10 protein-coding genes and 1 pseudogene are annotated in these 16,300 nt (G+C 51.5%); 9 read left to right on the top strand and 2 right to left on the bottom strand.

The features are described 5' to 3' along the window. Positions 1-233 precede the first annotated feature (233 nt). The gene (gene barA, locus C2M24_RS06500; RefSeq protein ID WP_105213701.1) at positions 234-2,993 is read right to left on the bottom strand and encodes a two-component sensor histidine kinase BarA; all 2,760 of its coding nucleotides are present in this window, start codon (positions 2,991-2,993) and stop codon (positions 234-236) included. 80 nt (positions 2,994-3,073) lie between these two features. Here barA and rlmD point away from each other — a divergent pair, with 80 nt between their 5' ends. The 5 genes from rlmD to eno all read left to right on the top strand — a co-directional run bounded on the left by rlmD (position 3,074) and on the right by eno (position 10,518). Further along, positions 3,074-4,384, top strand: coding sequence for a 23S rRNA (uracil(1939)-C(5))-methyltransferase RlmD (gene rlmD / locus C2M24_RS06495; RefSeq protein WP_105213700.1), 1,311 nt, complete (start codon positions 3,074-3,076; stop codon positions 4,382-4,384). Between the two features lie 8 nt (positions 4,385-4,392). Then, positions 4,393-6,558: a GTP diphosphokinase gene (relA, locus tag C2M24_RS06490; protein WP_105200738.1), complete on the top strand. Its 2,166-nt coding sequence runs from the start codon at positions 4,393-4,395 to the stop codon at positions 6,556-6,558. Then, the gene (gene mazG / locus C2M24_RS06485; protein ID WP_105213699.1) at positions 6,555-7,322 is read left to right on the top strand and encodes a nucleoside triphosphate pyrophosphohydrolase; all 768 of its coding nucleotides are present in this window, start codon (positions 6,555-6,557) and stop codon (positions 7,320-7,322) included. The genes relA and mazG overlap by 4 nt, the downstream gene beginning before the upstream one ends. Before the next feature lie 146 nt (positions 7,323-7,468). Next, complete coding sequence (locus C2M24_RS06480) at positions 7,469-9,103, top strand: CTP synthase (protein WP_105190565.1); 1,635 nt, start codon at positions 7,469-7,471, stop codon at positions 9,101-9,103. A 122-nt stretch (positions 9,104-9,225) separates the two neighbouring features. Continuing rightward, the gene (eno, locus tag C2M24_RS06475) at positions 9,226-10,518 is read left to right on the top strand and encodes a phosphopyruvate hydratase (protein WP_105200735.1); all 1,293 of its coding nucleotides are present in this window, start codon (positions 9,226-9,228) and stop codon (positions 10,516-10,518) included. Between the two features lie 162 nt (positions 10,519-10,680). On the opposite strand, the gene mutH is transcribed toward eno, so the two are convergent. Beyond that, positions 10,681-11,349: a DNA mismatch repair endonuclease MutH gene (gene mutH, locus C2M24_RS06470; protein WP_105213698.1), complete on the bottom strand. Its 669-nt coding sequence runs from the start codon at positions 11,347-11,349 to the stop codon at positions 10,681-10,683. Between the two features lie 435 nt (positions 11,350-11,784). Here mutH and rppH point away from each other — a divergent pair, with 435 nt between their 5' ends. From rppH to lgt, 4 genes and pseudogenes are all read left to right on the top strand, one after another. Further along, positions 11,785-12,306: an RNA pyrophosphohydrolase gene (rppH, locus tag C2M24_RS06465; protein ID WP_105213697.1), complete on the top strand. Its 522-nt coding sequence runs from the start codon at positions 11,785-11,787 to the stop codon at positions 12,304-12,306. 14 nt (positions 12,307-12,320) lie between these two features. Further along, the gene (ptsP, locus tag C2M24_RS06460) at positions 12,321-14,609 is read left to right on the top strand and encodes a phosphoenolpyruvate--protein phosphotransferase (protein ID WP_105213696.1); all 2,289 of its coding nucleotides are present in this window, start codon (positions 12,321-12,323) and stop codon (positions 14,607-14,609) included. Between the two features lie 57 nt (positions 14,610-14,666). Further along, on the top strand, positions 14,667-15,473 hold the full coding sequence (locus C2M24_RS06455) for a sulfite exporter TauE/SafE family protein (RefSeq protein ID WP_105200732.1): 807 nt from the start codon (positions 14,667-14,669) through the stop codon (positions 15,471-15,473). A gap of 14 nt (positions 15,474-15,487) precedes the next feature. After that, positions 15,488-16,296: pseudogene (gene lgt / locus C2M24_RS06450) on the top strand (prolipoprotein diacylglyceryl transferase). Positions 16,297-16,300 lie beyond the last annotated feature (4 nt).

The raw sequence follows: 16,300 nt of genomic DNA, 5'->3' as shown, positions 1-16,300 counted from the left end.
GGCCTGTGCATGTTGGTTACGTTCATTTCTCGTAGCGGGGTGAGGAAACAATGCAATGTTGGGGCGCCTTGGGGTTCTTAGGGGTGGTTGGCGTAAACCACCCCTAAGGTGTCGTCGCCACCGCGACAATATCTTAACGCTTAAAGCAAACTGACCAGTGCGTCCACTAGTCACCCAAAACCGGGGTTCCAAGGGGGCTCGCCCTTTGGGTGTGATGGTAATCACACCAGCGGTCACAACGAGTTGTTCTTCTCCAACCCCGCATCCGTCAGCAAATTCCTGAGCTCATCCAGCAATTCCAGCAGCTCGGGCTCGATATCATTGATGCTGGCCTGCTCCTTCATGGCCGTTTCAATCAGCTCGGCGAGCTTTTTCAGCTTCGGCACACCGGTATAGCAGCAGGCGCCGTGGAACTTGTGGATGATAGAAAGTAAGCGTTGGTGATCCTTGGCGGTCATGGCTTCTTCTATCAGGCTGACGGTTTCCGGAATGCTGAGCAGCAGCATGTTGAGCATTTCCTGGGCCAGGTCCTCCTTGCCACCGGCGCGTTGCAGGGCCAGATCCCAGTTCAGACCATTGCTGGCAAAGGGAGGTGTGCTTGGGGGGCTCTTGTTGACGTGGCGCTCGCGCAGGCGCTTATGATCGGCGCCGTGCTCCATAAGTACTTCGTGGAGCATGTCCTCGTCCAAAGGCTTGGTCAGGTAGCTGGCAAAGCCAACTTCCTTAAGCTGTTCTTTCTCCCCGCTTAGGGCGTGGGCGGTCACGGCTATGATTGGCGTGTCTTCATTGAGAGAGGACTCGCAAATGAGCTTACAGGCGGTAATGCCGTCCATAATCGGCATTTGTATGTCCATAAAGATCATATCGTATTTATGACTCTTACAGACCTCCACCGCCTGGGCACCGTTATGGGCTGTATCCAGCTCTTCCACCTGCTCTTCAAGCAAGGCGCAGATCAGTTTCAGGTTGGCATCGTTATCGTCTACTACCAAGGCTTTCAACGGCAAGCGGCTGGCCTTGCGGTCCTGGGTGTGAATGGTGGGGTGATCAAGACGATAGGGCGCCGCCATCATTTCACAGAACTTGCGATGATTAATGGGTTTGCTGAGGCAGCCATCGGCACCACTGCCCACTAAGGCCTCGCGCATATTATGCGACACCGTATTGAGCAGCAAATAGATATAGTCACTGTGTGGGCGCACCATGGAAATGAGCTGTTTCATCAGCCCCATGGACTCGACACCGCCGGCATCGCCAAGTACACAGATATCAAATTTAAAGGAGCCGGTGAGTACTTGCTCTAGCTCTTCCAGGTTGCGACAGCCGCTTACATGCACACCCCAGGCATGCAATATGCTGGTGGTGGCCATGTAGCTGTGCTCATTTTGCTCGAAATACAGCACCCGCTTAGTGGCTAACGAGCCGCAGGGCAGTTCGGTTTGGAAATGATGGTCCGGCAGCTTAAACACAGCATTAAAAGTAAAGCAGGTGCCCTTACCCGGGGCGCTGTTCAAGGTGATGCGTCCGCCCATGGCTTCAACCAAATGCTTGGTGATCATAAGCCCCAGGCCGGTGCCGCCAAACTTACGGGTGATGCTGGAGTCGGCCTGGCCAAAGGGGGTAAACAAGGTGTCTTGTTTATCCATGGCAATGCCGACGCCGGTGTCTTTTACCGAGATCAGTAAGGAGGTGCGCTCATCGGCCAGCAGGCGACTGCTGATATCTATATTGATCTCACCCTGCTCGGTAAACTTAATGGCGTTACTCACCAGGTTGGTAAGAATTTGTCGAAAGCGGGTTGGGTCGCCAAACAGTTGCTCGGGCACATTGGGGTTTACATGAATCGACAGCTCCAGGTTTTTCTCATGGGCGCCGGGGGCGAGCAGGGTCAGCACCTCGTTCACCGCATCGCGCAATTGGAATTGAATGCTTTCGAGCTCCATGGCGCCGGCTTCAAGTTTGGAGAAGTCGAGAATATCGCTGATGATGCTAAGCAGGCTGTTGGCCGAGGCCTCTATGGTATCCAGGTAATCTTTTTGGCTCTTATTCAGCGGCGTTTTATAAAGCTGGCGTGCAAAGCCAATAACCCCATTGAGCGGGGTGCGCAGCTCGTGACTCATCTTCGCTAAGAAGTCGGACTTAACCTTGTTTGCAGCCAGGGCCTCGCGTTTGGCGATATTGAGCTGAATATTCTGGGTCTCATACTGCTCCAGGGTTTCCTGGTAGTCGGCGGTGGCCTGGTCGATATGACGCTGCATTTCGTCTTTTTCATCGGCCATATATTCGGTAATGCTCACTAGGCCTAAGCGCAGTTGCTCCAGCTCCCCCTGCATGGTCTGGGTAATGTTTTGCGGCACTTCGCCCCGGGCTACTTCGCCGGTAGCGCGCACCAAACGTGACAAGGGCTGGGTGATCATACGGCTCAGACGAATGGAGAGCACCACGGCAAAGCCGATGGCTAATAAGATCACAGCGGCACTGATTAAAATGGCTCTTTGTTGCTCTATTACCGCGGCCTGGCGGTTAAATTGCACCATCACAGTGCCGGCGGTTTGAAACGGCAAATGGCTGGGGGTATTGGGGTTGAGTACGCCCTGATAAAAAATTAAAAATTCATCGTCGTGAATGGCCTTATTCAGGCTCTGATGCACCTCGGGGGGAATAGTAGTCAGACGGTCAAAATTGCGATGTAAATTGCTGGTCACCACCAAGGAATCGCTGGCGTCAAAAATGGCCACGGACTTTACAAGCGGCGAGTGCATATTGTGAATATGGCGAGCTATGCGCTCTAACGTAGCCTTGTCGTTTTTAACTAAGGGTTGCTCTATGGCAATACTTAATGGCTCGATTATGGTGCTGCCTTGCTCGATGAGAAATTCATCCAACTCCAGGTAGCGATTTATAGTAAAATAGCCGCCGAGCAATAGACCAATCACCACGGTAGGCACCAAGGTCAGGATCAGGACTGAATCCCGAAGGCCTAGTCGGTTCATAAGCAAACAAATAAATGAGACTGTGTTAAGTTTAGGTTATAGCTTACACCGATCTTTATCAATGTAAATTAGGGCGGGGCATGGCGAACTTTTTTAAGCCAAGTAAAAAACAAGTTAAAAATCAAACGCAAGAATTGAGCATCCAGAGTATGGATCACCATGGGCGCGGCGTGGCAAAAAATAACGGCAAGGTTGTTTTTGTTAATGGAGCCCTGGCGGGGGAGCGCGTTCTGGCACGTATTAATGCCGATAAGAAAAGCTACGCAGAGGGCCAATGCATTAAGGTGCTTGAGCCCAGCGCAGCGCGGGTTAAGCCCATGTGCCAGCATTATCATCAATGCGGCGGCTGTAACTTGCAGCATCTTGAGTTGCAGGCGCAGCTGGATGCCAAGCAGCAGGCGGTGGGCGCTCTTTTTGCCAAGTTTACCGGCCAAAGCGAATTACCTTGGCAGGCGCCCATCGAAAGTCAGCCCTGGCATTATCGCCGCAGCGCCCGTATCAGTATTTTCCATGATAAGAATCGCGGCCTGCAGGTGGGCTTCCGCCAGCAAGGTTCCAAGCAGATAGTTAATATCGAACACTGCCCGGTGTTGGAGCAGGGCTTTGATGCGGTCTTTGCATTTTTCCGCGCTCAGATAGAGCAGCATCCGGCGCTGCGCTCAGTATCGCATTTACAGCTGGTGGCCACAGAAGACACCCATTACATAGTAGTACGACATACTAAGGCCATCGTCGACAAGGTGCAGCAACTAGTACAGGATGCCGCCAGCGAGCATGACTGGACCTTGGTTTGGCAGCACAGCGCCGAGCAGGCGCTACCGGCGGCCAGCTATCATATTAAACAAGGTGAACTGTCCTTGCAGTTCGGCCTGGATAACTTTATTCAGGTCAATGCCGAGGTGAACGAACAGATGCTTAACCAGGCCATGCAGTGGTTGGCGTTAGGTGCCGATGAGCAGGTGTTGGATTTGTTTTGCGGTGTCGGCAACTTCTCCTTGCTGGCAGCTAAGCAGGCAAAAAGAGTGGTCGGTGTTGAGGGCGTGGCCTCGGCTGTGGACTATGCTCAGTTAAATGCCAAGGCCAATGAATTGGATAATTGTCAGTTTCATTGTTTTGATTTAACCGAGCCCTTGGCGCAGGCGAGTTGGTTTGATAAAAACCTCGATGTGTTGCTGCTTGATCCATCGCGCATGGGTGCCGAGGCTATACTTGCGCAATTACCGCTCAAACAGTTCAAACGCGTCTTGTACGTGTCTTGTGATCCCGTTACTCTGGCAAGAGACAGCAAAACGATACTGGCAGCGGGTTTTTCGCTCAATAAACTGGGAATTATGAACATGTTCCCGCACACAGGTCATATCGAAACAATGGCATTATTTACACGGGGGTAGAGTCCGCCATGGTGGCAACAAGACAGTCGCATCGTACCGATATCGAAAACTTCGACAGCGCCCTAAAGCAGCTGGCGTTAAGTGACGACAAGTATCAGTTGGTCAAAGCGGCCACCGAATACTGCGGTGAGCACCGCAATGCCGACAGCGACCGATTGGCGTTGGAAATGGTGGAAATTCTGGCGCAACTGAACCTTGATGCAACCTCCTTGGCCACCGCCTACCTGACGCCCTATTTTATCGCCAATAAAATCGCTATCAGTGATGTTAGCGAGGACTTCAATAAGGATGTCGGCCTGTTACTGACCGGGGTGGAGCAAATGGCTACCATCAGCACCCTAGCTCATGCCTCAAGCGGCCAGGTGCAGGTGGATAAGATCCGCCGCATGCTGCTGGCCATGGTCGAAGATGTGCGTGCCGTAGTGATCAAGCTGGCGCAGCAGGTGTGTTATCTGCGCGAGGTGAAAGATGCCAGCGAAGAAGAGCGGGTCATAGCGGCCAAGGAAACCAGTAATATTTTTGCCCCTTTGGCGAACCGTTTGGGTATTGGCCAGCTGAAATGGGAGCTCGAAGATCTCGCGTTTCGCTATTTGCACCCGCAAACCTATAAACGCATCGCCAAGTTGTTAGAAGAAAAGCGTCTCGACCGTGAAGAATATATGCGCGACATGGTCAAGCAGGTGCAAACCAAGCTGGACGAAGTCGGCATTAAGGGCGAGGTCTATGGCCGCCCTAAGCATATCTACAGCATCTATAAGAAGATGAGCAAAAAGAACTATGAGTTCGATCAGCTCTTCGATATTCGCGCCATGCGTATCGTGGTGGATAAAATTCAGGACTGTTACGGCGCCCTCGGCGTAGTGCATACCAGCTGGCGCCATCTGCCTAAAGAATTTGACGATTATGTCGCCACCCCTAAGCCGAACGGTTATCAGTCCATTCATACCGTGGTTTTTGGCCCCGAGGGCAAAACCGTGGAGATTCAAATCCGCACCGCGCAGATGCACGAAGATGCGGAGTTGGGTGTGGCCGCGCACTGGATGTATAAAGAAGGAGCGCTGGGCGGTCGCGACAGCGGCTATGAGCAAAAAATCAGTTGGCTGCAAAAGATTCTGCAATGGCAAGAGGAAGTGGTCGACGGCACAGACCTGGCAGATGAACTGAAAAACCAGGTGGTGGAAGACAGGGTCTATGTCTTTACCCCGCGCGGCGATATTTTTGACTTGCCCTATGGCGCCACGCCGTTGGACTTTGCCTACTATATTCACTCCAATGTTGGTCATCGCTGCATTGGTGCTAAGGTATTTGGCAAAATTGTGCCTTTTACCTATCAGTTGCAAACCGGCGATCAGGTGGAAATTCTTACCCAGAAAGAGCCGAATCCGAGCCGCGACTGGGTCAATCCATCCCTTGGCTATATTCGCTCATCCAGAGCGCGGGCGAAAATTCATCACTGGTTTAAACAGCTCGACAGGGATAAAAACCTGCAGGCTGGTAAAGACATACTCGATAACGAGCTGCAGAAGCTGGATCTTACCTACAAGGATCTCGACCCGGCTATTAAGCGCTTTAACTTCACCAATCTGGACGACCTGCTGGTGGCCATAGGCGCCGCCGATGTGCGTCTAAACCAGCTGTTGAACTTTGTGCAAAACAAGGGTGAGCCTGAGCCGCAAATTAAGTTTAAACAGCCCAGTCGCAGCACCAAGGCGGATAAAAACGGCATAGTGGTGGAAGGCGTCGGCTCCCTGATGAGTCATATGGCCGGCTGCTGTGAGCCGGTGCCCGGCGATTCCATTTGTGGTTATATCACCCAGGGCCGGGGCATTGCGGTGCACCGCAGTGACTGTGAGCAATTTGCCACCTTACAGGAGCGCCACCCGGAGCGCATCGTCGAGGTCAGCTGGTCGGCAAAAACCAGCAGCGATTTTGCACTCTCTATTAAGGTAGAAGCCAATGACCGCCAAGGGCTTATTCGTGATATCAGCTCGGTGCTGGCCAATGAAAAGGTCAATGTGCTGAGCATGAATGTGAATACGGTGGACGAGAAACAGCTGGCGATTTTCAATATGAAGATTGCGGTGTCGGATTTAAGCAGTACCAACCGCTTACTGACTAAGCTGATGCAAATCGAGGGCGTGTATGATGCCTCTCGTGTGGGAGCCGGTGGGTGAGTCACAACACCATTGCCGAGCTACAGGCCATAATGGCCAAGTTGCGCTGCCCTGAGTCCGGTTGTGACTGGGACCTGGCGCAAACCTTTAAAACCATAGTGCCGCACACCCTGGAAGAGGCCTATGAGGTGGCCGACACCATAGAGCGTGGCGCCTATGATGAACTCAAGGCGGAACTGGGCGACTTGCTGTTTCAGGTCATCTTTTACAGCCAGCTGGCCAGTGAGCAACAACTATTTGACTTTAATGCCGTGGTTGCCGAGCTCAATAGCAAGTTAAAACAGCGCCACCCTCATATTTTTGCCGATGGCCAAGCCCGGGATAATTGGGAAACCCGCAAACATCAGGAGCGCCAGGCCAAGGGGCAGGCGCATCTGCTCGATGACATTCCCGCCAACCTGCCAGCGCTCAGCGCTGCAAATAAAATTCAAAAGCGCGTTGCCGCCGTAGGCTTTGACTGGCCCAGTGTCGATGGTGCTCTGGACAAGGTCGCCGAAGAAGTGCTTGAGGTGCGCGAGGCCATAGAGCATGACCCAAATAGCGAGCACTGCGCAGAGGAAATTGGCGACCTGCTGTTTGCTACGGTAAATGTTGCCCGCCACCTAGGTCGTGACCCGGAGCAGCTGCTGCGTCAAGCCAACCGCAAGTTTAGCCGACGTTTTAATGGCGTCGAGGAACAACTAGCGGCTCAAGGCCTAAACCTGGAAAACGCCGATCTAGAGCAGATGGAAGCGGCCTGGCAGGCGGTAAAAGAGCACGAGTAAGGGTGCTCCCTCGGGGGCTCCCTAGCGTGCCCTAAAGGGCGCTCTTCGAGATTAATTTTAGCTGGATTGGCTGAGGGGGCTTTGCTATACTATCGCCCCGTCTTGATTCTATAATTTAATCCATTTCCTGATATCTTAGGGTTCGCATGAGTACAAAATTTATCTTCGTTACAGGCGGGGTGGTTTCCTCGTTGGGTAAAGGTATTGCTGCTGCATCATTGGCAGCGATCTTAGAAGCACGTGGCTTAAAAGTCACAATCTTAAAGCTGGATCCTTATATCAACGTTGATCCGGGCACCATGAGCCCAATTCAACACGGTGAAGTGTTCGTTACCGAAGACGGTGCAGAGACGGACCTTGACCTTGGTCACTATGAGCGTTTCATTCGCACCAAGATGACCAGCCGCAACAACTTCACCCAAGGTCGTGTATACGAAGATGTTCTTCGTCGCGAGCGTCGTGGTGAGTACCTGGGTGCAACCATTCAGGTTATCCCGCACATCACTAACGACATTAAACGTCGTGTAGTTGAAGGTGCAGAAGGTCATGATATTGCCATCGTTGAGATCGGCGGTACCGTAGGTGACATCGAGTCACAACCTTTCTTAGAAGCCATTCGTCAGCTTGGTACCGAAATCGGTCGCGAGCGCGCCTTGTTTATGCACCTAACGCTGGTGCCATTCTTAGGCCCTGCGGGCGAAGTGAAAACCAAGCCGACTCAGCACTCTGTAAAAGAGCTGCGTTCTATCGGTATTCAGCCAGACATCCTGGTATGTCGTTCGGCCTGTAAACTACCGGGTAATGAGCGTGCCAAGATTGCCCTGTTCACTAACGTTGAAGAAAAAGCGGTTATCTCGCTACAAGACGTAGACAGCATTTATAAGATCCCGGCGCTGCTTAAGTCGCAGGATCTGGACAACATCATTTGTCGTCGTTTCTACCTGGATTGCCCGGAAGCGGATCTATCCGAGTGGGAACAAGTACTTTACCAAGAGTCGAACCCTACTGGTGAAGTGACTATCGGTATGGTGGGTAAATACATCGAACTACCGGATGCCTATAAGTCGGTTAACGAAGCCCTTAAGCATGCTGGTTTGAAAAACCGCCTGACAGTGAACATTCAGTACGTTGACTCACAAGACATCGAAAGCAAGGGCGTTGACCTGCTGAAAGGTCTTGATGCCATCTTGGTACCGGGCGGCTTCGGCGGTCGTGGTGTTGAAGGCAAGATCATGGCGGCCAAGTATGCCCGTGAAAACAAGGTGCCTTACCTGGGTATCTGTTTAGGTATGCAGGTGGCGCTAATTGAATATGCGCGTAACGTAGCCGGTCTTGAAGGCGCGAACTCAACCGAGTTCGATGCTAATTCGCCGCACCCTGTAGTGGGCCTTATCACCGAATGGCTTGATAAAGACGGTAATGTTGAAGTACGTGACGAAGCGTCTGACTTAGGCGGCACCATGCGTCTTGGCGCTCAGTTGTGTCATCTGAAAGAAGGTTCAAAGGTACGTGAAGTGTACGGCAATGATCAAATCGTTGAGCGTCACCGTCACCGCTATGAAGTGAACAACAACTATGTTGAGCAGCTTGAGCAAGCGGGTCTTGAGTTCACCGGTCTTTCCGAAGATAAGAAGCTGGTGGAAATCATTGAAAACAAAGATCACCCTTGGTTTATTGCGGCGCAATTCCACCCGGAATTCACCTCAACGCCACGTGATGGTCACCCACTATTTGAAGGTTTCGTGGCGGCTGCACACAGCTTCCAGAAGCAGTCTTCGTAATCGATCGTACTAAGCCGTGCCCATGCACGGCTTTTTCGTTTTTATACCCCTTGCCCAGAGGCGCCAAGAATCGGCCCCGGGGGGAGGGAGTACTAAACCTGGGACAAGAGGAATCATTCGAGATGTCAGAAATTGTTAAAGTGATTGGCCGTGAAGTTATGGACTCACGCGGTAACCCAACTGTTGAAGCCGAAGTATACCTAGCCAGCGGTGCTTGGGGTCGTGCTTGTGCACCTTCTGGTGCTTCAACCGGTACACGCGAAGCGCTTGAGCTACGCGATGGCGACAAGAGTCGTTACCTGGGCAAGGGTGTATTGAAGGCCGTAGGTTATGTAAATAACGAAATCGCCGCCGCCCTTAAAGGCCAAAATGCGCTTGAGCAGCGTGCAATCGATAACATCATGCTTGAGCTTGATGGCACCGAAAACAAAGAAAAGCTAGGCGCAAACGCCATCCTGGCGGTATCGCTAGCAAACGCTAAAGCGGCAGCTCAGGACAAGGGTGTTGAGTTATTCGAACACATCGCCGACATCAATGGTACATCTGGCCAGTATTCAATGCCTGTGCCTATGATGAACATCATCAATGGTGGTGAGCATGCGGATAACAACGTTGATATCCAAGAGTTTATGGTTCAGCCGGTAGGCGCTCCTAGCTTCAGCGAAGCGCTACGCATGGGTGCGGAAATCTTCCACAGCCTGAAAAAAGTACTAAGCGCACGCGGCCTAAACACTGCGGTAGGTGACGAAGGTGGTTTTGCACCTGACCTTAAGTCAAACGAAGAAGCCTTGGAAGTGATCGCCGAAGCCGTTGCTGCTGCCGGTTACGAGCTAAACAAAGACGTAACCCTAGCGCTAGACTGTGCCTCTTCAGAGTTCTACCACGATGGTAAATACGACCTGAAAGGCGAAGGCAAGGTATTCGACTCGGCTGGTTTCGCCGACTTCCTTGCAGACCTAGCGGCACGTTACCCTATCGTTTCAATCGAAGACGGCCTGGACGAAAGCGACTGGGCGGGTTGGAAAATTCTAACCGATAAGATTGGCGACAAGGTACAGCTAGTGGGCGACGATCTATTCGTAACCAACACTAAGATCCTAAAGCGTGGTATCGACGAGAACATTGGTAACTCTATCCTTATCAAGTTCAACCAGATCGGTTCACTGTCTGAGACGCTTGATGCAATCAAGATGGCTAAAGACGCCGGCTTTACTGCGGTTATTTCACACCGTAGTGGCGAAACCGAAGACGCGACTATCGCCGACCTTGCGGTAGGTACTGCTGCTGGCCAGATCAAAACTGGTTCACTATGTCGTTCAGACCGTGTAGCTAAGTACAACCAGCTACTACGTATCGAACAACAACTTGGTGACAAGGCGGTTTATAAAGGCCGTTCTGAAATCAAAGGTCAATAAGCTGAGCTTGTTAAGCCAATAAAAAAACCGCGGTAAGACCGCGGTTTTTTTATGCCTGTTTGGAGCACCCTTATCACCATGTCGTTGTAGGTCGGGCTTTCAGCCCGACAAAAATGCCTCATTGTCGGCGCAAAGCACCGACCTACAAGCGAATTTAACGCTTTAGGGCTGAAACTGTTGAGCGAGGATCTGCCGGGTAAACTGGGTTTTTAAATAAAAGCCCCGTGGCAGGGTCTGAATGCGCTCGCCATTTTTGCCTATGGCGGCGGTCAGGGCTTTGCTGTTGGCGGCCTTGGGGCGCAGTTGTAACACCTCGCCAAAATGGCCATTGACCTGCTCAATCTGCCCCAGAGCTACCATCTCGGTGAGCTCTTCCCAATCCCGCTTCAGCTGGGCGAACTGCTGCGCATTGGGTTGCCATAAAAAGCCACTGCCTATCACTCGTTCCACCACAGGAATATCGCGCTCGGCCAAAATCGGCAGCCATAATACATGACACAACTTTTTATAGACGGTACTTTGCTCGAAACTCAGCCCGGTCACCTGTGTAAGGGGCGCGACGCTGACAAAGGTGGTTTCCAGCGGCGTGCCCTGATAGGAAATGGGCAAGGTTTTTAATTCCACACCAAGGGCAGGAAAGTCCGGTTCCGGCAAAGAGCCAGCGGTAGCCCCAAGCACATATTCCAACAATTGCCCAACCCAGCCCTTTTCTCGCTGCAAATGTTCCGGGGTTTTAAAACCGTATTGCTCGGCAAGCGCCCCTAGGGTCATACCGGCAATAGCATCGACGCGCTGACGTAATTGGGCAAGGTTAGTAGGTGGAGAAATCATAGCTGCTCGATAAGGGCTGTGGAGGCCTGATTGTAACAAAGGCGCGGTGAATTCCTAGTCTTGTTCGGTACGGCGAGCAAGGGTGTTGCTATTTTGAGCAGAAAAAATTGGATGCTTTTTTGCTCACCTATTTGCTTTGATTTTATTTTTAACTAATTGATTTTAATGGGTTATTTTATTGCTGTTAAGATTTCATACAATTGGTGTGATGTTTTAATCCACAAAATACAGATGTATAAACACATTTATCCACAGAATCTGTGGAGAAATACTGTTTTTGGCCTGCTGATTGTGGATTTGTTTTATTTTTATCCGTAGTTATTAAAAGTTATGCACAACATGTGAGTAACTTGGTGTTAATTGCGAATATTATTTGCTGTCAATTGGTGATTGTGGAACAATCGATAAAAATCGACTTACAAAAGAGGCACTAAGGTGATTGATGCCGAAGGTTTTCGTGCCAATGTCGGAATCGTAATCTGCAATAATCAGGGGCAGGTATTTTGGGCCCGCCGTTACGGCCAGCATTCATGGCAATTTCCACAAGGCGGGGTAGATGATGGCGAAACGCCAGAGCAAACCATGTACCGCGAATTGCATGAAGAAGTGGGACTGCTGCCAGAAGATGTTGAGGTGATTGCCAGCTCGCGTCATTGGTTGCGTTATAAACTACCGAAACGTTTAATACGCCGTGATTCGAGCCCTGTGTGTATTGGCCAAAAGCAGAAATGGTTCTTGCTGAAACTAAAATGCAAAGACGAAGACGTAAACTTGCTGAAAACCCATCATCCGGAGTTTGATGATTGGCGTTGGGTGAGTTACTGGTATCCGGTGCGCCAGGTCGTGGCCTTTAAACGCGACGTCTACCGCCGGGTAATGAAAGAATTTGCTCCTATTGCGATGCCATTTAATCGCAAGGAATCAGCGCCCCAGGGGCAGTGGCGTAACCGCCGTTAAGGAGAGTTTTCAATATGCTTGCCACCATGCGCGCCATCGTCGAGCGAGTTGCTCAGCAGCCGAGCTTGGAAAGCGCGCTCATGGTGTTTGTCAGCCAGGTCAAAAAGGCGATGAAGACAGAGTGCTGTTCGATCTATTTTGCCGATTACAGCCAGGATAACTTTGTCTTGATGGCCACCGATGGCCTTAACCCCGCCGCCGTGGGTAAGTTTCGCCTCGGCTTTACCGAAGGCCTGGTGGGCCTGGTGGCTCAGCGTGAAGAACCGATTAACCTTGCCTATGCCAAGTCACACCCGCACTTTATAACCTCAGATCTTGTTCAAGAAGAGCAATATAACGCCTTTTTATCCGTGCCCGTGGTGCATCAAAAACGGGTGCTAGGGGTTATTGTGGTGCAGCAGACGGCGGCCAGAGTATTTAGCGAAGACGAAGAATCCTTTTTGATCACCTTGTCGGCGCAATTGGCGCCACAACTGGCGGTTGCACAGATACAAACCTTGTTGCAGCAGGACGACCTCAGTCATCGCTCGACCATGCTCAAGGGGATCTCCAGCTCCGGCGGTATCGCTCAGGGGCATGCCTATGTGGTGCTGCCTAAAGTCGACTTTTCGTCCGTGGAGCTGCGCAAGGAAGAGGATAAGCTCAAACAAAAGCAACTCTTCTTACAGGCAGTGGCGGCCACCCGCAAAGAGTTCAGTACTCTGGCGGTGTCCATGCAAGGACATCTGCCGAGCGAGGCGGTCGCTGTTTTTGAAGTTTATTTGCAATTGCTCGATGCTCGCAGCCTGGGTCGCGATGTGGAGCTGGAAATTGCCGATGGCTGGTGTGCCAAAAGCGCCTTAAAGCTGGTTATAGAGCGATTGGTGCAGCAATTTAACGCCATGCAGGACCCTTATATTAAAGAGCGGGCCGTCGATGTAAAAGACATTGGCCTGCGGGTGCTGTTTCATCTGCTCAATACCGAAAAGGCCACCAAGCCTTATCCGGAAAATACTATTTTAGTGGCCCATACCCTGACTCCGGCCATGTTAGCGCAGGTGCCCAAGGAGCGCTTAAAAGGGGTGGTCAGTGTTCATGGCGCCGCCAACTCCCATGCCTCGATTTTGACGCGCGCCCTTAATATCCCCACGGTGTGGGGCATTAACGATATTCCGCTGTTACAGTTCGACAATAAAGAGCTGATCATCGATGCCTATGCCGGGCGGGTGTATCTTAGCCCCAGCGAGGCGCTGAAAAAAGAATATGCGCAAATTCAGCACCGCGACGCCAAGTTACACGACCAGTTTGAGTCGGAATACCATCTGCCTTCGACCACTCTCGATGGCAAGGCCATCGACCTGATGCTCAATGCCGGTCTGGATCTACAAACCGAGCTCGACAGCGCCCGTTATTGCGACGGCGTGGGTCTGTATCGCACCGAATCCTGGTTTATGCAAAAAGGCACCTTTCCGTCCCAGCATGAACAAGAGCAATGGTATCGCCAGGTGCTCAACAGTTATCATCCGGCCCCGGTCACCATGCGCACCTTGGATATAGGCGGTGATAAGGCGCTTGACTACTTTGATATTCAGGAAGAAAACCCTTTTCTGGGATGGCGCGGTATTCGCGTGAGCCTAGATCATCCCGAGTTGTTTCTCGATCAGCTTAAGGCCATGATCAAGGCCAATTCCGGCCTGGGTAACCTGCGTATTCTCTTGCCCATGGTTAGCGAAGTAGGGGAGGTCGATGAGTCTTTAGCCCTGCTTGAGCGCGCTTATTATGAGCTGCAACAGGACTTCCCACACGAATTCAGCTATATCGACAAGCCCCTGATTGGGGTGATGATCGAAGTGCCATCGAGCATGTACTTGCTGCATGAGTTTGCCGCCAAAACGGACTTTTGTTCCGTCGGCTCCAACGACCTGACTCAATATCTGCTGGCGGTGGACAGAGCAAATTCCCGCGTCGCCAATCTCTTCGATTGTTACCACCCGGCGGTTCTGCGCGCCTTAAACGGTATTGCCGAGCAATGTCAGGCTGCCAACTTTCCCTTTAGTTTGTGTGGCGAGCTGGCCGGTGAGCCGGAAGGCGCCATTTTGTTGATAGCCATGGGCTTTGACAGCTTAAGTATGAACTTTAGCGCCCTGCATAAGGTGAAATGGGTGATCCGCCGCGTTGGCCTTAAGAAGTGTAAGCAATTACTGGCACAATGTTTAAGCGCCGCCAATGCCAAACAGGTGCACCGTTTAGTGCGGGATTTCATGCTTGAACAGGGCCTAGGGCAATTGTTATATCGACAAAAAGACGATGATGGCAAGCAATGAAATCCTCTTTATAACCTGATATATTCATCATATAAGAAAACAGAATAAGTAAAATACATGGCAGATCTTATTTGGCTTTTTATCTTGTGCATGGCGTTAGGAAGTGTGGTGGGTTTTCTCGCCGGTCTGTTAGGCATAGGTGGCGGCCTGCTTATTGTACCCGCGCTCAGTGCGCTGCTGGTGCATTTTAATGTCACCGATGTTGAACATGTATTGGTAATAGCCATTGCCACCTCACTGGCTTCTATTTTATTTACCTCAACGTCTTCAGCTCTGGCCCATCATCGCAACCAAAATGTGCCCTGGGAAGTGGCGCCAGCGGTACTGTTTGGTGTGTCTACCGGCGCCCTGATCAGCGGCTTTATGGCCAGCTATATACCCCAGCAGGGACTGAAAGCAATTTTCGCCGTGGCGGTCATATTTATCGCTATGCGGATGATCTATTCCAGCCATAGGGCGACCAGCACCCGACCCATGCCATCCGATGTGGTGATCTTGGGTTCAACCTCGGTTCTCGGCGCACTGTCCGGGTTGATTGGCATTGGCGGCGGCGCGCTTCTCGTACCCTTGCTTAACTACTTTTCCGTAGACATGAAAAAGGCCATTGGCTGCGCCGCGGTCAGTGGTATTGCCATTGCGCTGTTTGGCTGCTTGGGTTACATTGCCTCCGGGTGGCAGGTGCAGGACATCGGCGATGGTTTTGTTGGCTTTGTTTATGTTCCCGCGCTGGCCGGCATTGTTGCAACGTCCTGGTTTACGGCCCCCTTTGGTGCGCGCGCTACGCATTATTTACCCGTTTCACATATTAAAAAAATCTTCGCCTTACTGCTGGTGATCATCGCCTTACGTATGGTGTTTAGCTAGGCAAAAATAAAATTATGGCTTTAGAATTTCCACAAATTGACCCGGTGATTTTCGAAGTAGGGCCGCTGGCCGTACGCTGGTATGGCTTGATGTACTTAGTTGGCTTTGTTCTGGCCATGTGGCTGGCAAACCGTCAGGCCGCCAAACCCGGCTCGGGATGGACCAAAGAAGAAGTCAGCGACCTGTTATTTTACGGCATGCTCGGGGTTATTCTCGGTGGTCGTTTGGGTTACGTATTCTTTTATCAATTCTCTTATTTCCTGGAAAACCCGCTTTACCTATTCCGTATTGACCAAGGCGGCATGTCCTTCCATGGCGGCACGCTCGGGGTAATTGCGCCATATTCTGGTTTGCTAAATCGCGCGGTAAATCGTTTTTTACCGTTGGCGACTTTGTGGCGCCTTTGGTGCCGCTTGGCCTGCTGGCGGGACGCATAGGTAACTTTATTAATGGCGAGTTGTGGGGACGTACGTCAGATGTACCATGGGCCATGGTGTTCCCAACCGGCGGGCCGGACGCACGTCACCCATCGCAATTATATGAAGCATTTTTCGAAGGCCTAGTGCTCTTCCTTATTTTGCAGTGGTTTATTAAAAAACCGCGCCCGGCGGGCAGTGTCTCAGGGCTATTCTTACTCGGTTACGGTACCTTCCGTTTTGCCATTGAATACTTCCGCGAGCCGGACGCCCACTTAGGCTTATTAGGCGGCATTATGTCTATGGGGCAGATTTTATCCCTGCCAATGATTATTATCGGTGGTGCGTTTATCTATTGGGCGTACAGCAAAGCGGATAACGCCGCGGCATCGGCAGCGAAGAAATAAGGAA

The organism is Pseudoalteromonas sp. T1lg22 (assembly GCF_002964645.1).
In the GTDB taxonomy this organism is placed as follows: Bacteria; Pseudomonadota; Gammaproteobacteria; order Enterobacterales; family Alteromonadaceae; genus Pseudoalteromonas.
Note: the sequence above shows the minus strand (reverse complement) of the source record. Positions and strands in the feature narration are given on the sequence as shown.